The sequence below is a fragment of the Streptomyces sp. NPDC057939 genome (assembly GCF_042887545.1).
Taxonomy (GTDB): Bacteria; Actinomycetota; Actinomycetes; order Streptomycetales; family Streptomycetaceae; genus Streptomyces.
Map to the genome: position 1 here is coordinate 49,470 of NZ_JBHVPG010000036.1, position 26,895 is coordinate 76,364.

16 protein-coding genes are annotated in these 26,895 nt (G+C 72.9%); 5 read left to right on the forward strand and 11 right to left on the reverse strand.

The window, feature by feature from the left end:
• Positions 1 to 92: 92 nt before the first annotated feature.
• On the reverse strand, positions 93 to 3,194 hold the full coding sequence (locus tag ACFVS6_RS30100) for an amino acid adenylation domain-containing protein (protein WP_389708750.1): 3,102 nt from the start codon (positions 3,192 to 3,194) through the stop codon (positions 93 to 95).
• A 611-nt stretch (positions 3,195 to 3,805) separates the two neighbouring features.
• Here ACFVS6_RS30100 and ACFVS6_RS30105 point away from each other — a divergent pair.
• Positions 3,806 to 4,900: a BTAD domain-containing putative transcriptional regulator gene (locus tag ACFVS6_RS30105; protein ID WP_389708752.1), complete on the forward strand. Its 1,095-nt coding sequence runs from the start codon at positions 3,806 to 3,808 to the stop codon at positions 4,898 to 4,900.
• On the opposite strand, the gene ACFVS6_RS30110 is transcribed toward ACFVS6_RS30105, so the two are convergent.
• The gene (locus ACFVS6_RS30110) at positions 4,901 to 5,560 is read right to left on the reverse strand and encodes a cutinase family protein (RefSeq protein WP_389708754.1); all 660 of its coding nucleotides are present in this window, start codon (positions 5,558 to 5,560) and stop codon (positions 4,901 to 4,903) included. It lies immediately after the preceding gene.
• 154 nt (positions 5,561 to 5,714) lie between these two features.
• Here ACFVS6_RS30110 and ACFVS6_RS30115 point away from each other — a divergent pair, with 154 nt between their 5' ends.
• On the forward strand, positions 5,715 to 7,382 hold the full coding sequence (locus tag ACFVS6_RS30115) for a peptidase M23 (RefSeq protein WP_389708756.1): 1,668 nt from the start codon (positions 5,715 to 5,717) through the stop codon (positions 7,380 to 7,382).
• 148 nt (positions 7,383 to 7,530) lie between these two features.
• Here the strand turns inward: ACFVS6_RS30115 and ACFVS6_RS30120 are convergent, their stop codons facing one another.
• Positions 7,531 to 8,565, reverse strand: coding sequence for an alpha/beta hydrolase (locus ACFVS6_RS30120; RefSeq protein ID WP_389708802.1), 1,035 nt, complete (start codon positions 8,563 to 8,565; stop codon positions 7,531 to 7,533).
• Between the two features lie 100 nt (positions 8,566 to 8,665).
• Positions 8,666 to 11,164 carry a penicillin acylase family protein gene (locus ACFVS6_RS30125; protein WP_389708758.1) on the reverse strand — a complete coding sequence of 833 codons (2,499 nt, stop codon included), beginning with the start codon at positions 11,162 to 11,164 and terminating at the stop codon, positions 8,666 to 8,668.
• Positions 11,165 to 11,422: 258 nt separating this feature from the next.
• Here ACFVS6_RS30125 and ACFVS6_RS30130 point away from each other — a divergent pair, with 258 nt between their 5' ends.
• From ACFVS6_RS30130 to ACFVS6_RS30140, 3 genes are all read left to right on the forward strand, one after another.
• A complete protein-coding gene (locus ACFVS6_RS30130; protein ID WP_389708760.1) occupies positions 11,423 to 12,940 on the forward strand; it encodes a peptidoglycan DD-metalloendopeptidase family protein in 1,518 nt (505 codons plus the stop codon).
• Positions 12,941 to 13,399: 459 nt separating this feature from the next.
• Positions 13,400 to 14,209, forward strand: coding sequence for a serine/threonine protein kinase (locus tag ACFVS6_RS30135; RefSeq protein WP_389708762.1), 810 nt, complete (start codon positions 13,400 to 13,402; stop codon positions 14,207 to 14,209).
• Positions 14,206 to 15,630, forward strand: a complete 1,425-nt coding sequence (locus tag ACFVS6_RS30140) for a serine/threonine-protein kinase (RefSeq protein WP_389708764.1) — start codon at positions 14,206 to 14,208, stop codon at positions 15,628 to 15,630. The genes ACFVS6_RS30135 and ACFVS6_RS30140 overlap by 4 nt, the downstream gene beginning before the upstream one ends.
• A gap of 45 nt (positions 15,631 to 15,675) precedes the next feature.
• Here the strand turns inward: ACFVS6_RS30140 and ACFVS6_RS30145 are convergent, their stop codons facing one another.
• From ACFVS6_RS30145 to ACFVS6_RS30175, 7 genes are all read right to left on the reverse strand, one after another.
• The gene (locus ACFVS6_RS30145) at positions 15,676 to 17,286 is read right to left on the reverse strand and encodes an alpha/beta fold hydrolase (RefSeq protein WP_389708766.1); all 1,611 of its coding nucleotides are present in this window, start codon (positions 17,284 to 17,286) and stop codon (positions 15,676 to 15,678) included.
• Positions 17,287 to 17,298: 12 nt separating this feature from the next.
• On the reverse strand, positions 17,299 to 18,879 hold the full coding sequence (locus ACFVS6_RS30150) for an alpha/beta fold hydrolase (protein ID WP_389708768.1): 1,581 nt from the start codon (positions 18,877 to 18,879) through the stop codon (positions 17,299 to 17,301).
• Between the two features lie 164 nt (positions 18,880 to 19,043).
• Positions 19,044 to 19,868: an ECF transporter S component gene (locus tag ACFVS6_RS30155; protein ID WP_389708770.1), complete on the reverse strand. Its 825-nt coding sequence runs from the start codon at positions 19,866 to 19,868 to the stop codon at positions 19,044 to 19,046.
• A complete protein-coding gene (locus ACFVS6_RS30160) occupies positions 19,865 to 21,517 on the reverse strand; it encodes an ABC transporter ATP-binding protein (RefSeq protein WP_389708772.1) in 1,653 nt (550 codons plus the stop codon). The genes ACFVS6_RS30155 and ACFVS6_RS30160 overlap by 4 nt, the downstream gene beginning before the upstream one ends.
• Positions 21,514 to 22,701, reverse strand: a complete 1,188-nt coding sequence (locus tag ACFVS6_RS30165) for an energy-coupling factor transporter transmembrane component T (protein WP_389708774.1) — start codon at positions 22,699 to 22,701, stop codon at positions 21,514 to 21,516. Before ACFVS6_RS30165 ends, ACFVS6_RS30160 begins: the two co-directional genes overlap by 4 nt.
• Before the next feature lie 4 nt (positions 22,702 to 22,705).
• On the reverse strand, positions 22,706 to 23,716 hold the full coding sequence (locus ACFVS6_RS30170; protein ID WP_389708776.1) for a hypothetical protein: 1,011 nt from the start codon (positions 23,714 to 23,716) through the stop codon (positions 22,706 to 22,708).
• The gene (locus tag ACFVS6_RS30175; RefSeq protein ID WP_389708778.1) at positions 23,713 to 26,880 is read right to left on the reverse strand and encodes a prenyltransferase/squalene oxidase repeat-containing protein; all 3,168 of its coding nucleotides are present in this window, start codon (positions 26,878 to 26,880) and stop codon (positions 23,713 to 23,715) included. Before ACFVS6_RS30175 ends, ACFVS6_RS30170 begins: the two co-directional genes overlap by 4 nt.
• Positions 26,881 to 26,895 lie beyond the last annotated feature (15 nt).

Sequence of the window (26,895 nt, forward strand, 5' to 3'; positions counted from 1 at the left end):
GTTCGGGCGTTCGGCGGGGGAGTCGGAGGGTGCGGGCGCGGCGGGGCCGGGCGCGGCCGGGCGGGCCGCGCCCGGTGGACCGGGCGCAGGGCCTACTGGCGCTCGCGGACGGCGGCGCCGATGCCCGCCGGGGTCGGGACGTCGAAGAAGACGTCGAAGTCCAGTTCCACGCCGAACGCTTCGCGGATCCGGGCGGCGATCCGGATCACGGTCAGCGAATGCCCGCCGAGGTCGAACAGGTCGTCCTCGGGGCCGACATCGGGCAGGTCCAGCACCTCGGCCCAGATCCGGCGGATCGTCCCGGTCGTCTCGTCGCCCGCATCCGATGCCGGCGGCGTCGGGGCCTCGCGCGGCGGTACCGGCAGGGCCCGCCGGTCCAGCTTGCCGTTCGGGGTGAGGGGCAGGCGTTCCAGGGTGAGCCAGCGCTGCGGCGCCATCGCGGCCGGCAGCGTGCGCAGCAGGTGGTCGCGCAGGTCGGCGGGGGCGGGCGGCCGGGCGCCGGTGGTCGGGACCAGGTAGCCGGCCAGGAAGGGCTCGCCGCCCTCGTCGGTGTGGACGGCGACGGCGGCCCGGGCGAGCGCCGGGTGCTCCAAGAGGGCGGACTCGATCTCGCCCAGTTCGATCCGGTGGCCGCGGATCTTGACCTGGTCGTCGATCCGGCCGAGGAAGTCGAGTTCGCCGTCGGGCGTACGGACGGCGCGGTCCCCGGTCCGGTAGAGCCGGGCGCCGGGCGGGCCGAACGGGTCCGGTACGAAGCGTTCGGCGGTGAGCTCGGGGCGGCCGAGGTAGCCGTGGGCGACGCCGTCCCCACCGATCAGCAGTTCTCCGGGGATGCCCAGCGGGGCGGGGCTCAGCCGCTCGTCGACGACGTACGTCCGGGTGTTGGCGATCGGGCGGCCGATCCCGACCTGCCGGGGTTCGGCGGGGATCTCGGCGCAGGTGGACCAGATGGTGGTCTCGGTGGGCCCGTACACATTGAACAACCGGGCCGTGCGCGAACGCAGTTCGCGGGCGAGCGGCAGCGGCAGGGCCTCGCCGCCGACCAGGCCGGTGACGTCCGCCAGCGCGCCCCCGCCGTTCCCGGTCGTGAGCATCACCCGCCATCCGGACGGGGTGGCCTGGACGTGGGTGACGCCCTCGGCGCCGATCAGCGCGAGCAGCCCGGGGCCGTCCACCGCGAGGCCGTCCGGGGCCAGGACCAGGCGGCCACCGGTGATCAGCGGCAGGTAGAGCTCCAGCGCGGAGATGTCGAACGAGAGCGAGGTCAGGCCGAGCCAGGCGTGCCGGGGGCCGGAGTCGAGCCGGTCGGCGAAGGACGTGAGGAGGTTGACCAACGCCCGGTGGCCGACGGCCACGCCCTTGGGGCGACCCGTCGAGCCGGAGGTGTACAGGACGTACGCGACGTCGTCCGGACCGGGGGCGGCGTCGGGGATCGCCGCGGGGGCGGCCCCGGCCGGGGTCCGGTCGACCGCGGACGGCGCCGGGAGCCGTAGGACCGCGGGGGCCGCGGCGGCGACGGCGGGCGCGGGCTCGCGGTCGGCGAGCACCAGAGCGGCCCCGGAGTCGCGCAGGACGAGGGCGAGGCGCTCGGCGGGATAGCCGGGGTCCAGCGGCAGGTACGCCGCGCCGGTGGCCAGGACGGCGAGCAGTGCGGCGGGCAGGTCGGCGGTGCGGTCCAGGTGGAGGGCGACCAGGTCACCGGGCCGGACGCCGCGGGCACGCAGGGCGTCGGCCAACTGGTCCGCACGGATGCTCAGTTCCCGGTAGTCGAGGTCGCGGCCGCCGGTGCTGACGGCGATGGCCCCGGGGGTGGCCGCGGCCTGGGCGCGGAACAGGTCGAGCACGGTCCGGTCGGCCGGGTAGGGCCGGGTGGTGGCGTTCGGCGCGGTGGTGACGGCGCGGAGCTCGGCGGCGTCCAGCAGCGGCAGGTCCAGCAGCCGGGTACCGGGCGCGGCGACCGCGGCGGCGAGCAGGGTCCTGTAGTGGCCGGCGATCCGGCGGGCGGTGTCCGGGGCGAGCGCGGCCGGGTCGAACTGGAGGCCGAGGTCGAGGCCGCCGCCCGGGGCGCCGGGGGCGTCGGGGCCTTCGACGATCTGCAGGTGAAGGGTGTTGCGGGCGGTACGGTTGGGCACCGCCCAGGCCACCCGGGCACCGGCGCCTGCGAAGTCCGGGTCCGGGCCGCGCCGACGGTAGCCGAGCGAGACCGGGGTCAGCCCGACGCGGGGTCCCAGTCCGGCGACGGCGGTGCCGAAGGGCACGCGGCGGTACGGGTAGCCGCCCCGCAGCTCGGCCCGGACCGCGGTTGCGAAGGCGGCGAAGGTCTGCGACGCGTCGGCCGCAGGCGCGTGGACGGGCAGCTCGTTGACGAACAGGCCGATTTCCCCGGCGAGTTCGGGCGTCCGCGTGGAGAGCGGGACGGACACCGGGACCGCTTCGCCGCCGTAGCGGCGCAGCAGTCCGTGCAGGGCCGCCAGCAGGAACTCGAAGACGGTGGTGCCGGTGAGGGCGGCCGCGGCGGTCAACCGGGCCCACTCGGGGCCGTCGAGGCGCCACTCGATCGCCTCACCGGCCGCGGCGACGGTCGAGGTGCGGGGGGCGCCCGGCAGTACCGGTTCGCCGGCGGCGGCCCAACGCGGGCCGTACCACTCGGCGGCCTTCCGTACGGTGTCGGCGTCCGGCTCCGGGACCGGGGCGGTGATCACGGCCGGGGACGGGGGCGTCGAGCCGTACGCGGCCGCGAGGTCCCGGGTCAGGATGTCCTTGGAGTTGCCGTCGAAGACGCAGTGGTGGGCGGTGACCAGCAGTTCGGCGCTGCCGTCGGCGCGCCGGAGCAGGGTGAAGCGGCTGAGCGGGCCGGTCTCCAGGTCGAAGGGGCGAGCGGCCTCCTCCTCCAGCCGCTTCTCCAGGTCCGCCTCGTCCGGGGGTGCTTCGAGCTGCTCCAGTTCGGGCCGCCGTTCCGCGGGTTCCTGATGGATGCGGCCGTCGCGCTCCACCAGCCGGGCGGCCAGGGCCGGATGGCGCCCGGTCACGGTGGCCACCGCGCGGACCAGTGCCGCCGCGTCGATCCGATCGAAGGAGATCCGTACCGGCATGTGGAACGCCTCGCGGGCCAGTCCCAGTCGATCGGTGAGCCAGACGCCCTGCTGGGCCGGTGAGGCCGGGGTGCGGTCGGGTGGCGGGAGTACTTCGGACATCGGCGGCTCACTTAGGACGTCGGAGCGGAGCGGAGGAGCAGCACGGTGAACGTGCGGACGCGGCATTCGGCGCGGGCTGCCGCACGTCGGGTCTCGGACGCCAACGGCAGGCTGCGGCGGACGGTTTCGGTGACGGTTTCGGCCATCGTCCGGCGTCCGGTCCACCCCCGGGGACCGGCCGTCGGCCGTGAGCGTTCGGGGCCGCCGGGCATACCGGTTTCCCGAGGTGTTCGGTGGCCCAAGCCCCCGACCAATAAGGAGAATTGGTCCAGACCTGTCGAGAGATTCGCACAACACCCACACACCGTCAAGGGTTGACCATGGCCCGGAATCGACCGTCATGTGTGCGCCGAGTTGTCCGGACACCGGCCCGAACGTCCCCAGTGGTGAACGGGACATGACGTTTCGTCAGTCCAGGGTCATCCGGAGGGCGATCGGCCGGATTTCGGACCGGGAGCGAACGGCTTCGCTGTCGCACATCCGCAGCCGCCACGGACCCCGTACACGTGTCACTCCGGATCGTTCCGGATGCCCCGACGCCGACTGCCCGCCCTACCTTGTCGACGGCGCCCGCCAGACCGACCGACCTGTCCGGAGCCCGGGGAGCAGCGATGCCGACGACGGCCACCACCGACCACCAGATCGCGGCCACCACCGACCACCGGACCGCGGCCCCGCTCGGGCACCGGGAGCGCGAGGTGCTCGCCGCGGTCGGCTGCGGCATGCGGGACGACGAGATCGCCGCCGAGCTCGCCATCACCGAGGAGTCCGTGGCCCAACACCTCGCGCGGATCATGGCGAGGCTCGACCTGCGCGACCGGGCCGCGGCGATCGTCCACGCCTTCGACCGCGGGTTGGCCGTCCCCGGGCGCGGCCCGCGCCCGAGGCCGGTGCGGACCACGGCCGGTCGGGCGCCCGGGCCGACCGTACGGATCTCCGTACTCGGTCCGCTGCAGGCGTGGCGGGACGGGCGGACGCTGGACCTGGGGCACCTGCGGCAGCAGGCCGTACTGGCGGCGCTGGCGCTGTGTGCGGGACGTCCGCTGAGCCGGCAGGAACTGCTCGACGACGTATGGGGTTTGGAGCCGCCCGTCGCGAACGTGGTGCCGGTGTACATCTACCGGTTGCGCAAGGCCCTGCACACGGGGGACGGTCCGGACTCGGTCATCGGGCCCGCCCGGCGCGGCTACCGGCTGGTGCCCGGCGCGGTCGACCTGGACGTGGCGCGCCTGGCGGAACTCGTCGCCGAGATCGGGACGGCCGAACGGGCGGGGGAGCCGGCCGAGGCGGTCCGCCTGTGCTCCCGGGCGCTGGGGATGTTCCGCGGGGAGCTGCTGGCCGGCCTGCCCGGGCCGCTCGCCGAACTGGAGCGGCTGCGACTCACCGAGCGCAGGATCGCCCTCGTACAGCGGAAGTTGGATTGGCAGCTGCGACTGGGACAGGATGCGGAGGCCATCGCCGAGCTGTTCGCCCTGTCCGTGGCGCACCCCCTGAACGAGCCGTTGGCAGCGATGCTGATGCGGGCCCTGTACCGCAACGGCCGGCAGGCGGACGCGCTGACGGTCTTCGACGGCGCCCGCCGTCGGCTGTCCGAGGACCTCGGGGTGGCTCCGAGTCCGATGCTGCGCAGGACCCACAGGATGATCCTGCGGGGTGACGAGGCCGGACTCGGCCTCGCCCCCTCGGCAGGATCCACCCGTCAATGATTACGCGGGATACCAGGCGCCGTTGTACCACTGCTCGTTGGCGCTGTCGTTGTGGTGATCCATGTTGAAGTCGTTGGGGTAGTTGTTCACGTGGTTGCCCGGGTACGTCCAAATGCCGGCGGATTCGTCGCAGACGTAGTCCCAGTGGCAGATCGTCTTGACCGGCACGTTGCCGAAGTAGCGATCGGCTCCCGCGAGGGGGAAGCCCACGAAACCGCCGAAGGGCACGGCTCCGCCATTGGCGCCGGGGCCGCCCTGCCGCTTCGGGTCCGAGACGAGGACGGCGTTGACGTTGCCGAACGTCTGCCAGTTCTCGGTGACCCAGATGTGCACCACCGCGGCGCCCAGGGAGTACCCGCCCATTTTGACGTGTTGGTTCGGACACGCGGCGCGCTGGTCACGGACCAGCCGGTTCAGCTCGTTCACACCGGCCCGGGCACTCGCGCCGTTGGGAATCTGCGTGGGGTATCCGACGTGCTGCTGGATGTTGCCCGTGAAGCCGTCGTTGTGCCACGAGCTGCCCGTGCCACCCACGACGATGGTGTAGGTGCCCTCGCAGGAAGCCGTCGTCGCGGCCTGCGCCGTGGACCCCTGTGCCAGTGAGATCCCGGCCGTCAGCAGCAGTCCGGCCATGGCGGCGCCGATCCTTCTTGCCCGCATTCGTTCCTCCCGTGTGGTCGTTACCGCACGACAGTGGCACCCGTCGATGACATTTCGATGAAACAGCCCGATTCCATTGGTATTTCATTGTCGCCCCCTACTGTCACCGCCGACCGAATTCCGCGGACTCGATTTCGCGACGGGAAGGCGATCCATGGCAAGAAGCGGCATATTGCGCGTGCTCACCGGACTGGCTTTCGTGGCCGGCATATGGGTGTTGGTCGTCGGGATGACCGCCTCGGTCGCCCTCGCCGGGAACGGGCCCGTTCCTGCCCAGGGCGACGAACGGTACGGCTTCTCCCGGTACTTCATCGGCCCCCGAGGACTGGCCATCCCGACCGCGCCCTGTGATCCGGCCGGCCCGTCGGCCACCGACGGCGTCATGGCCGCGCAGCTCAACCCGCAGCTGAACGCGAAGATGGCCGGCCACCTCGACGCCTACAGGGTGTCCTGCGCGCGGATGGTCGCGCAGGCTGTGAAGGAGCGGGGGCTCAACCGGAGGGCCGCGGCGATCGCCATCGCAACGATCATCGTCGAGGCCGGCATGAACAACTACTCCCAGGCCGTCGACCACACCAGCCTGGGGCTGTTCCAACAGCAGGACTGGTGGGGCAGCCGGGAGCAACGACTGAACCCCGCCCACGCCACCAACGCCTTCCTCGACGCGATGGAGCAGCAGTTCGGGGGCGGGTCGTGGAACGACGAGGCGATCGGCGAGGTGTGTTGGCGCGTCCAGCGACCGCGGGAGGACCTCAACCACCTGTACGGGCTGCAGGCCGCCGACGCGGTGTTGATCGCCGACGCGCTGTGGTCCGGCATGGGCGGCGGCCCCGAGCACCCGACCGCCCCGGGCCGGGTGGTGTCCGGGAGGTCCGCCGACGGGCGCCTCGAAGCCTTCGCCGCCGGCGCCGACGGTGTCCACCACGCCTGGCAGACCGCGGTGAACGGCAGCTGGTCGCCATGGAGGTTCGAGGGCGGTCCGCGCAACGCGCAGCTCGCCGTGGCCACCAACGCGGACGGTCGGTTGGAGCTGTTCGCGCTGTCGGACAGCACCTTCGACCACATGTGGCAGAGCGCTCCCAACGGTGGGTGGTCCACGTGGGCGAACTTCGGCACCGGCGGCCACCGCCTGGCGGCCGGCAGCAACGCCGACGGCCGCATCGAGGTGTTCGCGTCGAACGCCGACGGCGTGTTCCACCGCTGGCAGACCGCGCCCAGCGGCAGCTGGGCGGACTGGGACGGCACCGGCGGCGGCCCGGCCGACGCGCGCCTCGCCATGGAGAGGGCCCCCGACGGGCGCCTTGAGGTGTTCGCACTGTCGGGCTCGACGTTCGGACACCTCTACCAGTCCGCTGTCAACGGCGGCTGGGCCGGCTGGGAGGACTTCGGGGGAGGCGGACGCGGTCTCGCCGTCAGCCACAACCAGGACGGCAGGCTGGAGGTGTTCGCCTCAAATCCCGACGGCGTGTTCCACCGCTGGCAGACCGGCCCGACCTCGTGGTCGGCATGGGCGGGCACCGGCGGCGGACCCTCCGACGCCGAACTGGCCGCGGCACGGTCCGTCGACGGCAGGGTCGAGGTCTTCGCGATCAACGGCGCGACGGCGAGCCACACCTGGCAGACCGGCCCGAACGCCTCGTACGCACCGTGGGAGACCTTCGGCACCGGAGGCACCGCGATCGGCGCCGGCAACAACGCCGACGGCCGCATCGAGGTCTTCGGCACCGGCCGCCTCGGCGTCTACCACCGGTGGCAGACCGGGTTCGCCACCTGGTCGGATCAATGGACCTGGCTGAACGACGCGGGCCCCGCGATCACCTAGCCCGTCCCACGAAGGACGCCCGCCGTCGCCCCGTCGACCATGCCGGCGGCGGGCCGGACCACGGCGGACGGGACGACGGCGGACGGGACGACGGCTCGCGGACCACGTCGGCGGACCGTGGCGGGCGCTCGGGCCCGCCGGTGTCGGGTCAGGAGGCGAAGGCGCGTTCCAGCCTGGGAATCAGGTCCCGGAGGTCCTGTTCCCAGCATCCGGAGTTGTGGCCGCCGTCGCAGTGGGCGCCCCAGGAGGAGCCGTCCCCGTAGTTGACGTAGTGGTACGGCATGCCCAGGGCGTCCATCCGGGCCTTGACGTTCTGGGCCGCGCCCTGGATCCAGAACTCCGGTTGCAGCGGCGAGCCGCCTCCGTTGCCCGTGTAGATGGAGACCCCGATCCCGGCGAGCCGGTCCATGTGCTGCGACGGGTCGACCTCGTTCCACCGTCGGTCGAGATTGAACACCGGGTACGGCGAGCCGAACGCCGCGTCACTGTCCACGGCGGGCTTGTAGGGGGAGTCGGCGGGGTCGCAGGCTCCGGAGGCGGAGCCGCAGAGCGCGCCCGCCGCGTCGATGAGGGAGGCGACGACCGCCAGCCGCAGGTCCATGGACCGGGCCGACAGGTCGATGTCGCCGGACAGGGACGCGGTCTGGCTGAACAGGTCGGGACGGGCCTGGGCGTAGTGGAAGGCGCCGAACCCGCCCATGGAGATGCCGGCGACGGCCCGGGCCTTCTTCGTGGCGATGGTCCGCAGGTTCGCGTCGATGTACGGGATCACCTGCTTGAGGTGGAAGTTCTCCCAGTTCTGCGCACCGGCCGCGGTCCTTTGGTTGAGCCAGTTGGCGTACCAGCCCCGGGCGCCGCCGTCCGGGATGACGGTGATCATGGAGTCCGACATGGACAGCGCCGGATAGTTCTGCTGGGTCGGGTCGTCGGGCGAGCCGTGCAGGAAGTACATCACCGGATAGCGCCTGCCCGGGTCGTCGTAGTAGCCGCTCGGCAGGATGATCTTGATGTGTTGTTCTCCCGCGACCTCGGGCGTGGTCACGGTCAGGTGGAAGTTGGTGGCGGTGCCTGCCGCCGGGGCGACCTGGGTCAGGCCGAAGCCGTTGCCCATCGGCGGCGGCGCGGCGCCGTCGGAGGCCTGCGCCGAACCTGCCGGCGCGACGACGGCCGCGGCGGCGACCATCCATGCCACCGCCGTGCGCCACCAATGCGATGTTCTCTTCACCGTGTTTCCCCTCGTGAGCCGGATCGATGCGCTGCGCGGAACGTGTCGGGAGGCGGACTCAGTCCAGGACCACCACCCGCAGGGCGGGCGAGGCCGCGATCAGGTCCTCGGTGAACCGCTCGGTCACCCACCCGCCGGCCGAGAACAACTTGGTCTGATCGCAGTGGTGCGGGGAGCTCGGGTCGGCCGACTGGGAGTAGGCCAGGACGGAGAGCGCCTGTGGCGGGCCGTCGGCCGTGAACCGCACCTGCTGGACGAAGCTGGACCCGAAGACGACGTCCGGCTTTCCGTCGACCTGGCCCGGGGTGATCACGTTGAGCACGCCGAGTTGGCCGATGGAGCCGTGGATCGGGATCTGCTCGCCGCCGCGGGTGACCTTCTGGACGTCCGACAGCGGGGCGTTCAGGGCGATGCCCGCCTTGCGCATCGCGAAGACGGCCCGGCCGAACGCGTCGCGGACCGAGGAGTGATCGGGATCGAGCGAGTTGGGCGTGTGCACCGGGTCCTTGGGATCGAAGGGGACCCGCCACGGCAGTTTCTCGATCCCCTGCCCGCCCAGCAGGAAGTACCAGTAGTTCGCGAACAGCAGGGAGCCCCGACTGCTCGACGTGTAGTCGTGGTCCGTCCAGGCCGCCAGGATCGGGCACGCCTCGCTCACGTTCACCAGGTTGCCGTCCACCAGGATGAGCCCGAAGGGCCGGCTCCGGCACATCGCGACGGTGGCGTTGAGGGCCAGGTCGGCGGCCCTGCTGTTGTCGGCGAACAGCAACCGTCCCATGGTCTCCGGGGTGAAGCCCCGGCCCGGCAGGCCGTCGGTGCCGTTGATCCGGTTCTGCGCGGTCAGGATCAGCTCCTGGGTGCGCAGCGATCGGGGCGCCCCCGTGTCCCCCATCACCCTGGGAAAGGACAACGGCTGCTCGGGATTGGCCAGCCACGCACTGTCGTTGGCGTTGCCCACGAAGTCCGACCTGATCAGGCGCGGCTGCTTGCGCGGATCCAGCAGCCCGGGCGCGACCGCGTTCGGGTCGTCGGGCCAGTCGCACTCGCTGCGCTTGCCGTCGAATATGGAGATCGGGGGCACGTTGGGCAGCCGTAGCGACTGGTTGAACAGCAGCTGACCGGTCAGGGTGAGGCACGACCGGGCGTGCTCGTCGGTGATGTTGGGGGTCGCCTGGATGTCGGCGTAGAGGGCCTTGCCCCCTCGGTCGGAGGCGACGGTGTTGAAGAAGGGGACGCCCTGCGTGGTCTCCAGGGCGCTCACCACCTCGTCGACGTCCTTGGCCTGGTCGAGACGGAACCAGGTGTTGAGCGCCCGCAGGTTGTCCATGTTCACGTCGCGCACCGCGTGCGCGCTGACCACCCAGGGCAGCGGCTGACCCTGCATCGACGTGGTGATCGGGCCGTACCGGGTGGACCACAGGGTCCTGGTGACCCTGCCGAGGGATCCGTCCGCGTTCCGCACGTCGACACCGACCTGCTGCGAGGTCATCCGTTCCCAGGCGCCGTCGACCAGGTACTTGGTCGGGTCGAACGGATCCACCTGAACGTCGAACAGCCCGAACGGGGCGACCGTGGCGACGGTGTGGCTCCAGGCGACGTCGTTGTTGTATCCGATGTTCACCGCGGGAAGTCCGAGCAGGCTCGCCCCGGAGACGTTGAGCTTCCCCGGGATCGTCAGGTGGCTCTGCCACATCCGGTTCTTGCCCTGCCACGGGAAGTGCGGGTTGGCGAGCATCATGCTGGTGCCGCCCGACACGCCCTGCGACCCGACCGCCAACGCGTTGCTGCCCATGCTCTGTTCCCGACTCACCGCCATGGCCTCGCGGATCCTCGCCGCGGTCTCCTCGGGCGAGGGCGACGGTTCCGGTGCGGACGTGGGTGCGGGCGCGGACCCCGGCCGCGCGGCGGACGCCGACGCCCCCGGGGGAGCCGCGTTCACCTGGCCGTCCAGCAGCGGGTCGGCGCTGCCCATGATGATCTCGGCGTGCGCGTGCCGGTAGACGTCGAGCTCCGTGATCGGCCGCACCCAGGCCGCGCCGCGGCAGGCCGGGTCGGTGATGCCGTTCGCTCCCGTCTCGGCCAGGTACCTGTTGTAGCCCTGGACGTAGCCGCGGATGGCCTCCTTGACCTCCGGTTCCGGCCCGTTCGGGGCCGGCTGGTCGAGCAGTCGCTCCACCACCCGGTTGTCCTTGATCCGCTGGAAGTACAGGTCGCTGTTGAGGTTGCTCGTACCGTTCTGGCTCTGGCCGGGGCTCGCCCTGCCGTCGGGCCCCAGATACCGGGACCTCTGGGCATCGACCATCAGGTAGGTGTCGGCCAGGGTGCAGATGTTGTCCTTGGCCGCCGCGTATCCGTAGCCCGTTCCCAGCCCCTCCCAGTTCGAGGCGATGATGTGCGGGATCCCGTACTCCGTGTACCGGATCGTCGGCTTGTCGGGACCCCGTCCGTCGGCGGCCGGCCCCGTGGCGGGCGAACCGGTGGCCGCCATCGTGCTCATCACCGCGACCGCGGCCGCCACCACCACCGGCAGCCTCGCTCCGCGTCTCCTCCGCGCCATCGAGCCGTCCTTCCCCTGGGTACGCGCCTCGGTCCGAACACGGCCACGGTGGCGACGACCGATGAAATCCCGATGACGCCACCTCACCCCGACAGGCCCTAGCCGACCGGCCCCCGTCCGTCAGTCCGTAACCTTCCGGGGTCCCCCGGGGCGGTGGTGTTGCTACCTTCCGGATCGACGACCGCGCGGCGCGACCGGCGCGCCGTCATCGCGCGTCCGTCCCACCCACACCAGGACTCCCCAGGGGAGGAGCGTCACGTGCTTCCTGGAGCTTCCCGCCGGGCACTGGCCCTCGTGATCACGGCGGCGGCAGCCCTGCTGTTGACGACGCCGGCGTCCCCGGTGTCGGCCGCCGCGGACCGGACCGCCGATGTCGCGGCGGCCTGCCCGGCCGCCGGGATGGTGTCCCAACACCACCACGGCGGCCACAACGGCGTGGACATCGCCAACGACGTGGGGACGCCGATCCACGCCGTGGACGACGGCGAGGTGACCATCTCCGGGTACGAGCCCGGCTACGGTCAGTGGATCCGCATCCAGCACCCCGACGGACGGATCTCCGAGTACGGGCACATGAGCCGGCGGGACGTCATCGTCGGCGACCACGTCGTGGCCGGCCGGCAGATCGCCCTGATGGGCTCCGAGGGGAACTCCACCGGCCCCCACCTCCACCTGCGGATCTGGGGCGACCGCACCGCCTCCTGGGGCATCGACCCCGAGACCCACCTGGCCGAGCGCGGCGTGGTGCTGCCCTGTACCCCGGGCCCCGGCCCGCGACCCCGGCCGCAGGTCCATCCGTCGGAGTCGGGCCGGGTCGTGGCGGCGCGGTCCGCGGACGGCCGGCTGGAGGTGTTCGCCGCCGGGAACGACGGCATCCACCACGCCTGGCAACAGGAGGTCAACGGCAACTGGTCGGCCTGGGAGCCCCTCGGCGGCCCCGCCGACGCCGAACTCGCCATTGCCCCCAACGCCGACGGCCGACTGGAACTGTTCGCCCTGAACGGGAGCACCCTCCGGCACCGGTGGCAACTGACCCCGTCCGGCGGCTGGTCGAACTGGGAGGGTTTCGGCGAAGGAGGCCGGGACATCGCGGCCGGCGTCAACGCCGACGGCCGCATCGAGGTCCACGCGTCGGGCCCCGTCGGCCTCTTCCACCGGTACCAGGACACCCCGAACGGCGGCTGGTCGAACTGGCAGTCCACGGGCGGCGGCCCGGCCGACGGCCGCGTGGAAATGGAGAAGTCGCCCGACGGCCGCCTGGAGGTCTTCGCCCTCAACGGCGCCACCTTCCAACACCGGTACCAGACCGCCCCCAACGGCGGCTGGTCCCCTTGGGACACCTTCGGCGTCGGCGGCCACGACCTGACCGTCGACCACAACGCCGACGGCCGCCTGGAAGTCTTCGCCTCCGGCCCGGTCGGCGTGTTCCACCGCTATCAGACCGGGCCGGCCGGCTGGTCCGGCTGGGAACCCACCGGCGGCCCCGCGGACTCCCAACTCACCAGTGAACGGACCCCCGACGGTCGCGTCGAGGTCTTCGCGATGAACGGCGCCACCGCCGCGCACAGCTGGCAGACCGCCGCCGACGCACCCTTCGGCGACTGGACACCCTTCGGCACCGGCGGCACGGAGGTCACCGCCGCCGCCAACGCGGACGGCCGCATCGAGGTCTTCGGCACGAACGACACCGGCACCTTCCACAGGTGGCAGACCGGCTTCGCCACCTGGTCCGAATGGACCTGGCTCAACCACACCCCCGGCCCCACCCGGAAGTGACCCGGCCGAGCGCCGCGGTGGCGGGCGCGGGCGGCTCCCGGCGCTCGTCCGGTCGGGCCCCCTCGTGCCGGGCCGCCCCGTTCCCCCGACGGAAGGTGCGGATCTCGCCACACGCAGGGGGCGATCGGCGCTCCGCTCGCGTCGCGAACGTCCCCCGACCCGGGTTCCGGCCGTCCACCGCAGTGACCTTCCCCACCTTGAGCGACCGGAAGGGGGCATCCGCACCTCCCGCAGCCGGGTCGGCTCCCGAGCCCCGACCCGACCGTTCCGGCCGAACGGCCGGGCCCGGCCCGGCACCGACCCCGGATCGCCGCTCCCGGCACCGGGGCGACCCGGCCCGGCCCGGGAGGCCCCCGCGCGCCGTCCGACGAAGTGGCCAAAGTACGCGGGTGAACTCCCCTGATCGGCCAGTATCGTTCCGCTCGTCCGGCAATCGCGACGGGTGGAACGGGGGGAGCGGTGAGCGGCGTGGTCGTCCATCTGCCGCGGGGAAGCGGTGGCGCCGGCGACGGCGAACCACACGCCGACGCGGTCACGTTACGGCTCGGCCCCGGCGAGGTCGCCCGCTTCGGCCGGGGCTCCGCGGCGGTCCCCGTCGAGCTGCGCCTCGCCGATCCCGCGATCTCCCGGCTCGCCGGGGAGATCCGGGTGACCGACGACCACTGGCAGCTGACGAACCACAGCACCACACACAGCTACCTCGTCGAGAACCCGGAGGGAGCGGGGGAGTACCTGAGGGTTCCACCGCGCAGGGTCGGGGCACCCATCCCGTTCGAGTTCTCCCGCGTGGTGCTGCCCACCCGCGGTGACGTCACCGTGTCCTTCCAGGTGTTCGCCCCCGACCACATCTACCTGGACCCGGACGCCATGGGCGTCCCCTGGGGCAACCGCACGGTCACCGCGTACTCCCTGGACGAGACGGCCACGTACTTCCTGGTCCTCGTCGCGCTGTGCGAGCCGCGCCTGCGCGACCAGTCCCGCGTGGCGGTCCCCACCACTCCCGCGATCGTCGAGCGGCTCAGGGGGCACGCCGGCTGCGCGGCGCTGACCGCGCGGGCGGTCAGCTCGCACATCGACTACCTCGCCGAGGAGAAACTGCGCATCAGCCTCCCCGACGCCCACGAGCCCGGCAAGGGCGACCGCCGCAACGGAAAACGGGAGGAGATCGTCGGGCTCGCGCTGCGGTTCGGACTGGTGCGGGAGGACCACCTCGCGCTGCTGCCGCCCCTGACCGGGTCGGGTGGTCGCGAGCGGCAGGCCGCGCGATGACGTTGCGGCCCGGCCTGGAGGGCACCGCGGAATGCGACCGGATCGACCTGATCGCGCCCGGCCACCGGCTGGGCGACTGGGTGATCACCCGGCTGATCGGCTCCGGAGGCTGGTCCACGGTCTACGCGGCGCGTCCGGCCGACCGGCACCCGGGCGGCACCGCCGCCGCGGGCCGGCCGCCGGGCCCCACCGAAGTCGCGCTCAAGATCATGCCGACCGCCGGGCTCGCGCCGCGGCAGGCGCGCAGGATCGTTGAGTCCGCCCGCCGCGAGGTCGAGCTCGGGCGCGGGGCCGGACATCCGAGGCTGATCGGCCTCCTGGAGTCGTTCGTCGTCGCCGCACCCGACCTGCCCGCCCTGGAAGGCGCGATCGTCCTCGTCATGGAACGGGCTGCCGGCAGTCTGCGGGAACTCATCGACGCCGGGCTGCCCGCAGTCGATCGCGGGCGGCTGATCGAGGGAATCTGCGAGGGCCTCGCCCATCTCCACCGGTCGGGCTGGGTCCACGCGGACCTCAAACCGGAGAACGTGCTCCTGGGCGAGGACCGCTCCGTGAAGCTCTCGGACTTCGGTCTCGCCACCGAACTGACGGGAACCCACGGATACGCGCCGCCCATGGGCACCCTGGACTACCTCCCGCCCGAGCGCTGGCGGGCGCCGCTCGGGGAACTCGGCGTACGGGTCCGACCGAGCGCCGACATCTGGGCCCTGGGCATCGTCATCCACGAGGTGTTCGCGGCGGGCGGCTCGCCGTTCCCCGGGGCCACGCCCATGGCGCGGGGCGCCGCGGTCCAGGAGTACGGAGAGGGGCGGGCCCCGCTGCGCATGGACCACTCCGTGCCCCCGTTCTGGCGCGCGCTGGCCGCAGACTGCCTCGCTCCGACCCACGCGGCCCGCGCCCCGCACACCGCCGAGAGCCTGCTCGCCCGCATGGCCGCCCGTCGGGAAACGCCCGGGGCGGGGGCGGGACGGCTGCGCGGCCGGGCCCGCGCCGCGGTCCTCGCCACCGCGCTGTGCGGGATGGCCGGCGCGACCCTGTGCTCGGACGCCGTACGGGCCGCACCGCCCGGCCCCGCGGGCCCGGCGGCCGGCACCGTCCGGATCTTCAACGCGGAGCGCGGCTGCCGGGAGCCGGCCGATCGTGAACCGCGGTGCAGCCTGGGCCTGGCGATCGATCCCCTGCGGCCCTACACCGCGGACAACGTCGTACCGACCAGGGTCTGGCACGGCGACGTCCTCGCCGCCGACTGCCACGTGACCGACGGCCGGCCCATCATCGACGAGGAGGACCAGCAGTCCACCCGCTGGTTCCGCGTGCGCCTCCCACCCGGCTCCGCGCCTTCCGCGGCGTGGCTGCCCGCCGTACGCACCAAGGACCGACCGGCGTTGCCGACGTGCCCGCACCACGCGACCGCCCGCTGACGCGGGGCGCCCCGGTCCGGGGCCGGACCGGGCGGCGGAAGGGCATCACTCGCCGATCTCGAACTCGGGCGGCCGGAGGTCCTTCAGGCACGCGGTGTCCGGCGCGGCCGGGTCGTCGAAGAACGAGACGGCGATCCGCTGGGCGCACTTCGAGGTGGCGAACACGACGTGCGGCTCGTACGGGACCGTGACGACCTTCGCGTTGGGCAGCGTACGGGCCACGTACGGCCCGTTGTCCGCTCCGGTCTGTGAGTCGAACCCGCCCGACAGGGCGAGCGTCGGGATGTCGCCCCGCGTGACGTCCCGGATCGACGGCGGAGCCGCGGGGACGTTCCAGACGTCGCAGTCCGGACGGAGGAACGTGAGCTGCGGGGCCTGCGCCTGCACCGAGCGGGGGAACGACGGGAACGCCTCCTGGCCGCCGCGCAACGCCTGCGCCTGGCTCTCGTACGGGGTCCACTCGCTGCAGAAGACGCCGTACACGAGACCGTGCGCGACCCTCCCCACGGCCTGGGGGCTGAGCTTGCCGCCCGCCCACTGCGTGGCGATCCGCTTCGGGTTGCCGTTGGACAGCTCGTCGAGGGCGGCGGGTACCTGCGACGCGACGTGCGTCGCCGACGTCATCCAGTTCACCAGGGCTCCGCCGTCCAGTACGACCTTGACCGGCTTGTCGCTGCCGGGCAGTTCGACGGTGGTGGTGACCGGCTTCGCTTCGAGTTCCCGGACGAGCCGGTCGAAGGTGGCCGACAGGTTCGGGTAGCGCTTGTTGCAGGCGGGCTGCTCCGCGCAGGCCTTGAACAGGCCGTCGAAGCCCTGCCGGGCGCTGTTCCAGGTGCCGACCGAACCCGACCTGGACGGCGGCAGGATGCCGTCGATGCCCACCGAGCGAAGCCCCTCGGGATGCAGGCGCATGTACGTCAGCGCCAGGTGCGTGCCGTAGGAGATCCCGTACAGGTTCCACCGCTCGATGCCCAGCGCGGCGCGCAGGTCGTCGTAGTCGGCGGCGCTCTCGATGTCGTTGTAGGCACCGAGGTCGATCCCACGGCCGGCCAGTCGGTCACGACAGGCCTTCGTGGCCTCGACGTGCAGCCGTTCGGTGGACGGTGCGTCGTACACCAGGCCGACCGACCGGGCGTTGAACTCGTCGATGTTGGGGCACAGCAGCGTCGGGTCGGCCGAGTAGGTGCCGCGTTGGGACATGAAGATCACGTCACGGTCGCGGTTCAGACCGCCGTCGATCGCCATCTTCGCCTCACCCACGGCGTCGTCGCCGGGCCCGCCCGCCAGCCACACGATGGGGTCCGGTTTCGGTGCGTCGGCCGCGGCGGGCACGATCGCGACACCGAGTTCGATCGTTCGACCGCCGGCCTTCGCGCGGTTCTCGGGCACGGTGAGCGTTCCGCAGCGGGCCCCTTCCAACGCCTCGACCGGCTCCGGCGTCCTCGGGCAGGGCCCGGGCTCGAAGCGCGCGTCACCCACCGTCCGCGCGACCGTGCCGACGGGCGGTCGCAGGGTGGGCGTGGCGTCGGTGCGGGACTGCCCCCGGGCGGGCACGGCGAGGAGTCCGGTGACGAGGAGACCGGTCGCCAGGGCGGCCGATGCGACGTGCGGGCGTCGTGCGGAGCGGGGGTGACGGGGCGCGTGGTGGCGTGACATCCGGACTCCCTGTCATCTCGGGACGATCGTGAACGGTGCGGGTTGGAGACCGTCCACGCACGAGGTGTCGGGATCGGTCGGGTGGGCGAAGAACGACGCCAGCACGCGCTGCGCGCACGGCGACTGCGGGACCACCCAGTGGCCGATTCCGGGGATCCGCACGGAGGTCGAGCGGGACAGGTCGCGGGCCACGTCCTCGGCCCAACTCGGCCCGGTCTTCACGTCGAACGTGCCGGAGATGACGAGCGCCGGAACGGAGCTGACCGTGGCCACCCGCTGGGCGGACGCGCGGTCCGCGACGTTCCAGATCCGGCACGCCTCGTACTGGAAGGGCAGCTGCGGCACCTGGGCCGACACGGTGTCCGGCCATCCGGGGAAGACCTTCCGCCCCGCCTTCAGCACGTCGGCCTCCGAGTGGCCCGGCGCCCACTCGGCGCACACGATCGAGTTGGTCAGGCCGTGCGCGAACTCGCCGACCTTCTGGACGGAGCCGCCCGCGCGGGCCTGCGCGAAGCGCTCCGGGTCACCGCGGGAAAGTTCGTCGAGCGCCGCCGGGATGTCCTTGGGCCGGGGGGAGGAGGCGACGATCAGGTTCAGCAGCGCGCCCCCGTCGAGGACGGTCCGTACCGGCTCACCACCGTCCCGCGGCGTGACGTTCAAGGTCAGCGGGTGCGCCTCCAGCTCGCGGACCTGCTCCGTCAACAGACGACGGAGGTCCGGGTAGCGGCTCTTGCAGGCGGGCTGCGCCGCGCACGCCGCGATGATGTTGTCGATGCCCTCGGCCGTGCTGCCCCATGCCCACGGCAGGGTCACGAACCGGGGAGGCGTGATCGAGTCGATCGCGAACGCGCGGATCCCCTCGGGGTGCAGGCGCAGGTACGTCAGGGCCAGGTTGCTGCCGTAGGAGTACCCGTAGACGTTCCACCGGGGGATGCGCAGTGCCTTGCGCAGGTCGGCGAAGTCGGCGGCGTTCTCCGTGGTGTTGTACGCGCTCAGGTCGATGCCTTCGGCCGTCAGGCGGCCCCGGCAGTCCTTGACCGCCTTCAGGAAGAGCTGCTGCGCCTGCTGCGAGTCGTAGCCCAGGCCGACGGCCCGGGCGTTGAAGCGGTCGATCTCCGGGCAGGCGAGGTTCGGCCGGTCGTGGAGGTTGCCGCGCTGGGCCATCACGATCAGTTCGCGGTCCTTGTTCAGTCCCGACTCGACGAGGAACGGGATGTCGTCGAACGTGTCGGCGCCGGGACCGCCCGCCATGAACACCACCGGGTCCGCCGCCGGCTTCGCGGAAGTGGCCGGAATGCGGGCGACGGCCAGCTCGATGGTGCGGCCGCCGGGCCGGTCGCGGTTCTCGGGGACCTTCAGGAACCCGCAGCGGGCGTCGGCCAGTGCTTCGACGGGCTCGGGCGTCTTCGGACAGGGACCGGGTACGAACCGGACCGGGTCCACCGGGGCGGGCTCGGCGGCGGTCTCGGTGGCGGTCTCGGCGGCGGGCCGAACCGGCGGGGGAGGGGCGCCCGCGCCCGCGGGGCCGAACGCCGTCAGACAGACCAGACAGACCGCGACGGTCGTCACCGCGGGGATGCTGTGCTTCGGCATGTGGCCTCGTTCCCCTGCCGACATCGGCGGCGGCCGTGCCGTGCCGGGCCCGCAGTGTTCTGGGCGGAACGCACCCCTTCCGACGCTACCGGTCGGCCGCCCGCCGTGCACCCCGGGCCCGGCGGGCACGGGGCGCACGGCGGGCGGTCGGCTCCCGCGGGCGGTCAGGCCCGGTCGGTCGGGAGCGGGCGGGACGCGAAGCGGATCGGTGCCTGGAAGCGGGCCTTGCGGGCGGCGCGGCGGAACACCGTGAGTACGGCCGGGCCGGCCAGGCAGACGCACACGAAGTTGGTGACGGCGCGGCCGGTGTCCCAGCCGAGGGAGGTGGCCAGGTCGAAGGCCAGGTAGCGCTGGAACTGCTCGGTGAAGGGGAGGCCGGGGAGATAGGCGATGGAACTGTTCGGATCCAGGGAGAACGGCCAGAAGGACAGGTTGAGCAGGAACCCGAAGAGATATCCGGACACGGAACCGTAGACGGCCAGCAGGGCGACCTCCCGACGGCCGCCCGCCCTGGGCAGGAAGCCCGCGAGCATGCCCACGAAGGCGCAGCCGAACATCTGGTACGGCATCCAGGGCCCGACCCCGCCCGTGATCAGGGCGGACGCGAAGAGCGAGGTGCAGCCGAGGGTGAAACCGAAGCCCGGTCCGAAGACCCGACCGGCCAGGACCAGGATGAAGAAGACCGTCTCGATGCCGGCGGTGCCGGCGCCGAGCGGACGAATGGCCGCGTTGACGGCGGAGAGGACACCCAGCATGGCCAGGGCCTTGGAATTGATGCCGCCCTCGGCGATCTCCGAGATCACCACGCACAGCACGATGACGAGCAGGACACCGAAGATCAGTGGCGGGGCGTAGTTCGAACCGAACTTGCCCGGCGCCACGAGGAACGGCCAGAAGAACGCGACGATGCCGAGGAACGCCGCCATGGCGATGACGATCCCGGTGCGCGTGTTGATGCGGATGGCGGCGGTGCGTGCGGTGGCGCTCATGAGTCGGTGTCCGTCCCGTCATCGGGCAGTTCCGCGGTCACCTGGGTGACGGTGAGGTAGGGCAGCGGCGCGAGGATCTTCGCCGTCTGGGGTGCGAAGACGGGCGAGGCGACGATGACTTCGGGCGTGGGGCCGTCGGCGACGATGTCGCCCTCGGCCATGACCACGACCCGATCGGCCGCACGGGCGACGAACTCGACGTCGTGGGTGGAGATCACGACGGCCCGGCCCTGCGCGGCGAGCCCGTCGACGATGCGGACCAGCTCGCTCTTGGCACGGTAGTCGAGCCCGCGCGTGGGTTCGTCGAGGAGCAGCACGCGCGGTGCCGCGGCCAACTGGATCGCGAGCACGAGAGCGAGTTTCTGGCCCTCGGAGAGGTCCCGGGGATGGGTGCTGTCGGCGATGCCGGGGGTGAGCCGGTCGAGAATGGCGCGCGCACCGCCGCCGGTCACCTCGGACTCGGTGTCGGCCTGGTCGAGTTCCTGCTTGACCGATTCGAGGTAGAGCAGGTCGGTGGGGGTCTGCGGGACCAGGCCCACCAGACGGCGCGCCCCGGCCGCCGACAGCTTCTTCGGGTCCAGGGGCCGCGCCCCGCTGTCGGGCCCGACCACGGCCACGCTGCCCGCCTTGCGGGGCCCCGAGCCCTGGAGGGCCCAGAGCAGGGAGGACTTGCCGGATCCGTTGCGACCCATGAGGGCGGTGACCTCGCCGCCCCGCAGTTCGAGGTCGACCTCCCGAACGGCCGGGACGCCGTGGTACGTCACGGTGACCCCGCGGGCGGCGAGCAACCGCGTACGGTCGGCCGTCGACGCGGTTCGTACCGGCGGGGGAGTCCGGCCCGCCAGCCGGGTGCGCAGGGGGGAGGCGGCGCGGCGGGCGTCGCGGATGGACAGCGGCAGGGGAGACCAGCCGGCGGCCCGGCCCAGTTCGACGATGGGGGGTGCGATGGACGACGTACGGAAGACGTCCGCCGGCGGGCCGGAGACGACACGGCCGTCCCCGGGAAGGTGGATGACGCGGTCGGCGTACTGGACGACGCGCTCCAGGCGGTGTTCCGCGAGGAGGACGGTGACGCCGAGGTCGTGCACGAGCCGGGTGACGGCGGCCAGGACCTCCTCCGCCGCGGTCGGGTCGAGGGCGGACGTGGGCTCGTCCAGCACGAGGACCCGCGGGTGGGCGGTGAGGACGGAGCCGATGGCGACGCGCTGCTGCTGGCCGCCGGACAGTTCGTGCAGCGCCCGATGACGCAGGTCGGCGAGCCCGAGCAGGTCGAGCGTCTCCTCGACGCGTTTGCGCATGGTGGCCGGCGGGACCGCCAACTGCTCCATCGCGTAGGCGAGTTCCTCCTCGACCGTGTCGGTGACGAACCCGTCGAGCGGATCCTGGCCCACCACGCCCACGACGTCGGCGAGTTCACGGGGCGGGTGGTCGCGGGTGTCACGGCCGTCGACGGTGACGCGGCCGAAGAGGGTGCCGCCCGTGAAGTGCGGGACGAGGCCGTTCACGGCGCCCAGGAGCGTGGACTTGCCGACGCCGGTGTGGCCGACGACGAGGCAGAGTTCGCCCTCCTCGACGGTGAGGTCCACGTCGCGCAGGACCGGTTCGGCCGTGTCCTCGTACTGGACGGTGACCTGGTCGAAGGTGATCACTTGGGTTCCTCGGTGCGCGGTACGGGGACGGTCGGCCGGACGGGTGGGGACGGCGGCGGCGCCAGGAACCCGGCGGTGCCCGCCAGGAGGATGGCCGCGGCGGGGACCGGTGGCAGGGTGGGCCAACTCAGCGGGTAGATGGACGGGTTGAGCTCGGCGGCGTTGAACCCGACGTTGGCGAAGAGCAGCACGGCCGACAGCACACCGCAGCCCGCAACGGCCCATTCCGCGAAGCGCCAGGGATCGGGCCGGTAGGTGGTGCGGCTGACGCGGCGACCACCGAGCCGCAGACCCGCGAAGCACAGGAGCGCCCCCGCCCCCATCGCGGGCAGACCCAGGAGCTTCGGGGCGGTGGCGTCGAGGAGTCCGTAGGCCCCCGCGCACAGGCCGCACATGCCCAGGAGCATCAGGGCGCCGGTGGCGCGACGGGAGCCACGGGTGGCGGTGCCGGCGCGGCCGTAGCCGCGCGAGTCCATGGCGGAGGCCAGCCGCAGCGAACGCTCCAGGGCGTCTTCGAGTACGGGGACGACGATGCCGCGCAGGGCCCGGAGGCCCTTGGCGCGACCGGCCCGCAGCCGCTTGGCCCGGTGCACGCGCTGCACGCTCTGCACGAGTTGGGGGGCCACGCTGATGGAGACCGTGACGGCGACGCCGAGTTCGTGGAGGGCGCCGGGCAGCACGCGCAGGGCGCGTTTGGGGTTGGCGAGGGTGTTCGCGGCGCCGATGCAGCAGAGCATGCAGGCAAGCCGGAGTCCGTCGGTGGCGGCGGAGAGGAGCGCCTCCAGGGATACGGGGCCGCCCAGTTGGATGCCCGCGTACCAGTCGGGCGTGGGGATGTGGGGAAGGGAGAAGAGGAAGTGGTCGCGGGGGGTGATGCCGGTGGCGAAGACCGCGCGGAAGACCACGCGGATCGCGACGACGGTCAACGCGAGGTACAGGTAGTACTTGAACCCCCGGGCCCAGGGGGCCTCGGTGCGGCGCATGGTGATGACGTAACCGAGGACGGCCAGGACGAGGAAGAGCAGCAGCGGGTTGTTGGTGCGGCTGACGGCGGTGGCCAGGGCGAGCGCCCAGACCCACCACGCGACGGGATGCAGGGTGCGGGGCAGCCGGCGGCCGCCCGGGTCCGGCACGGGGCCGGACACGGGCGGCTTCGCCGCGGCCGCGGTGGCGGTGCGGGACACGCGGCTACTCCGTACGACGGCGGCGTTTGGCCGCGTACACGGCGGCCGCGCCGATCAGCAGCACCAGCGCCCCGGTGGCGACGGCCGGCAGGTACGAGCCCGCGTCGTGCTCCGCGTCGGCGGCGGGTGCCGCGTCGACGACCTGGGGGCCGGACGCGGGCGCGGCCACGGCCGCGGGGGTCGTCGCCGAGGGGGACGGCGACCCGGAGGGCGATGCCGTACCGGTGTCGGCGGCGGAGGGGGACGGGCTCGCGCTCGCGGTGTCCGTGGGGGAGGGACCCCCTGCCGACGGCTGCGAAGGAACCTGCGGCTGCACGGGACCCGGCTGCGCGGGCACCACCGGGTCCGCCGGACGCGGTGCCGCCGGGGGCGGGTTCTCGGGCTTCGGCCCCGTGTTGACGTTCGGCGGCAGTGGCGCCGCCGTGCGGGTGTCCTGCGGGACGGGTTTGCCGCCGCCCGTCGGCCGGGCGTTCTTGGCGCGCAGTTGATCGGGGGTGACGGTGGGGCGCCCCTGGGTGCCCTCGATGTTCGTCGCCCCGAAGATCCACAGGTCGACGCTGCCGGGCTTGGGCTTGTAGAGCATGGCGCCGAGCTGGCTGTACTCCCAGGTGTTCTGGCCGGGGTTGGCGTGCCAGTACGACCAGTACGCGGAGGCGGGCGGGGTCAGGACGCAGTCGTCCTGCTCCGGGGTCGGGTACTGCCTGCCGCCCTGGTGTCCGCTGTACCCGATGCGGCAGATGAAGGCCGGGCCGTCGTGGCCGGTGCCGGTGGTGGCCCAGCCGCCCTGGTTGAGGAGTTCGTAGCCGGTGGTGGGCGTCGTACCGCAGGAGCGGTAGACGGGTCCGCCCCAGCGGCTGAAGTCCACGGCGAGGACGACGCCGGAGGATGTGGTGCACTGGCTCATCGGCTGGGGGGCCGCCCCGGCCGGGGCGGCGGTGGCGGCGAAGGCCGCCACCGTCAGCCCCAGCGCGGTGGCCGCACGGGCCGCGGCGCGCAGCAGGCGGTGGGTGCTCATGCTCGGCCTCCGGTCGTCTCGCGACGGCGCTTCGCGGCACGGATGGTGCCCCAGCCGCCGAGGGTCAGGATCACGGCCGCGGCCGCGAGGCCGCCGACCTGGGCACCTGTCGATGCGAGGTGACCGGTCGGGGCCGGGCTGTTGCCCGCTCCACCGGACGTGGCGGTTCCGCCGGAGGAGTTCGCGCCGCCGGAGCTGCTCGTGCCACCGGAGGTACTGGTTCCGCCGGAGGTGTTGGCGCCGGAGGTACCGGCTCCGCCGGATGAGCCCGTGCCGCCCGCGTCCTCGCCAGGCGTCACGATCACGGGCCCGGACGAAGATCCGGTCGACGAGCCGCCGGTCGTGCCGCCGTTGGCCCCGCCGGTGGTGCCCCCCGTCGTACCGCCGGTGGTGCCCCCGGTGGTGCCTCCCGTCGTACCGCCCGTGGTGCCGCCGGTGGTCCCGCCGTTGGTGCCTCCGGTCGTACCCCCGGTCGTGCTTCCGGTGGTGCCTCCCGTCGTACCCCCGGTCGTGGTGGGGATGGGCTCCGGGGTGGTGCCGTCCAGGTTCCGCGACAGCGTGCCGAAGGAGATGCCGGTGGCACCGCCGACCGCCTGCGCGGAGGCGCGGACGTCCGAACCCGGCTGGGAGCCCTTGGCGATGTTGAAGCCGCCGTCGGCGTTCTGCTGCGACTTGAGGAACGCGCGGGCCTTGGCGATGGGGCCCGCGTACTTCTCCCCGTTCAGGGACAGTCCCTGGACGGCGAGGGCGGCCGAGTTGACGGAGTTGCCGGAGGCGCCGGGGAAGCCGCCGTCGTCCTTCTGCTGCGTCGCCAGCCAGGCGACCGCCTTGTCCACGGCCGCCTGCGAGGCGGCGTCCGGGAGCAGGTCGAGGGCCATGGCGGCCATCGTGGTGGAGTCGACCTCGGCCTGGCTGGCCTCGCCGATCAGGCTCGGCCAGGCACCCGAGGGCTCCTGGAGGCTCTTGAGGTAGGCGACGGGGTCGGCCGCGGCGGCCGTCTCACCCGCGCGGACCTGGGCCATGATGCCGAGGGACTGGGAGAAGACGGAGGTGGCGTTGGTGTAGTTGCCCTTGGCGGCGCACCGGACCGGAGCGGGGGACGCGCCGGGGCAGACCGCCTTGGACAGTGCGGCGAGCAGGTCCTGACCGCCGAAGCTGCGGGGGTCGCGGCCCACGGACTCCGCGAGGAGGGCCGTCTTGCCGATGGATCCGCCGCCGGCGTACTTGGTGCCGATCAGGGTCCAGTCGTGGACGCCGCGTCCCTTGCCGTCCTTGCCGCCCTTGTCGAGGAAGTCGACGATGTTGCGCAGGGTGGCGTTGTCCTGGCCGGTCGCGGCCAGCGCGTAGGCGCCGTCGATGGTCAGGCCGTAGTCGGCGAAGCCGGTACCGGGCATGCTCTCGTAGAAGCGGCCCTGGACCAGACGGCTCCGGTCGCCGAGGTACGCGGTCCCCTTCTTCAGGTCGGGTCCGTCGCCGGCCGGGGTCGTCGGCCCGGTGTCGGTCGGAGTGGGCTTCGGGGTCGGCGTCGGGGTCGGCGTCGGGGTCGGTGTGGGAGTCGGCGTCGGTGTCGGTGTCGGTGTGGGAGTCGGCGTGGGCGTCGGTGTGGGAGTGGGCGTCGGGGTCGGCGTCGGCCCGGTCCGTCCCGTGGTCAGCGTGACCAGGTCGCTCTTCGCGCTCGCGATGGTGACGGGCGCGGTGGCGAACAGCCGCGACTCGGTGTCGTCCTCCTCGAACCCGAAGCCGCCCGCGGGGAACTGGTGCCGGGAGAGCCACGAGATGCCCGCGTCCGCGAAGGCCGCGTCGCCGAGCGCGCGCAGGGCCTGCGCGGCCCAACCGGTGGAGGCCGGGCTGCCCGTGGTCATGTAGCCGGCGGACGGCCAGGCGCCGGTCGCCAACTGGGACTTCTTCAGGTGGTCGCGCGCCTTCTGCACGGTCGCGTCGTGTCCGCCGGCGCGGTGGAGCGCCAGCGTGATCAGCCCGGTGGAGTTCGCGTCGCTGTCACACCATCCCCCCGAGCGGATCAGGATGGAGGTGAATCCGCCGTCCTCGCACTGGAGGCCGGTCAGCCGGTTCACCGCGTCGGCGGGCGGCGTCACACCGCCGTTCAACAGGGCGATGACGGCCATGGCCTGCGCGTCGGACTGGCCGGTGGTACGGAAGTCGCCCTTGGTCAGGCAGCCTTCCACCGTCTCCCCGTCGCCGATGTCGCGCGGGCAGACGTACTTCACCAGATCGCCGAGGAGGTCGTGCCCGCCGAAGGCGCGGGGGTCCTTCCCGGTGGCCTCGGCGACGAGTGCGAGCCGGGCGGCGGCGGTGGCGTCGGGGATCCCGTCCCTGCCGGCCGGATAGGCGTAGGCGTCGGTCTGCTCGGGCGCCGAGAGGAAGTCGGCGGCCTTCTTAGCCACCGGGCTCCCGGGGTCGGCCGCCACGAGGGCGAACACGGCCTCGGTGGTCAGGAAGTGGTTCGCGGTGGTGGACCCCTCGTCGACGACGCGTTCCCCGTCCGTCAGCCGGTCGGTGATCCAGCGGGTGGCGGCCGGTACGTCGACCGCTCCCGCGGGCACCTGCGGCGGGGCGGTGGGGACGCTCGGGTCGGGCGTGGTGCCGCCGGCCGCCCGGACGTCGTCGGGGGAGAACGTCGGCTTGCCGGAGGTGCCGCCGATGTCCGTGCCGCCGAACACCCAGGCGTCCACGTCACCGGGCTTCGGCGTGCGGGCCATCGCGCCGAGCGGGCTGTAGGTCCAGTTCTTCTGGCCGGGCGAGGCGATCCAGTACGACCAGTAGGCGGTGGCCTGGGGGGTGAGGACGCAGTCCTCCTTGTCCGGCGTGGGGTACTGCGTGCCGGTTCCCTTGCCGATGCGGCAGATGAAGCCGTCCCCGTCGTGGACGGTGCCGGTGGTGGTGAAGTCGCCCGAGTGCAGCAGCTCGTACCCGGTCGTCGGAGTGGTGTCGCAGCCGCGCTCGACCTTGCCGCCGAACGGGCCGAAGTCCACGGCTACGATCGCGCCGGTGGTGGCCGTGCACTGCTCGATCGGATCGGCCGAGGCGGGGATCGTCCCGCCCACGAACACCACGCTCGCGGCGAAGGTCAGCAGCGCCGCCGAAACGAGCGACAGCAACCCCTTGCTGCCCATGCGTTGCTCTGATTGCTCTGCGGTCCCCACCACGGCCCCTCGTGT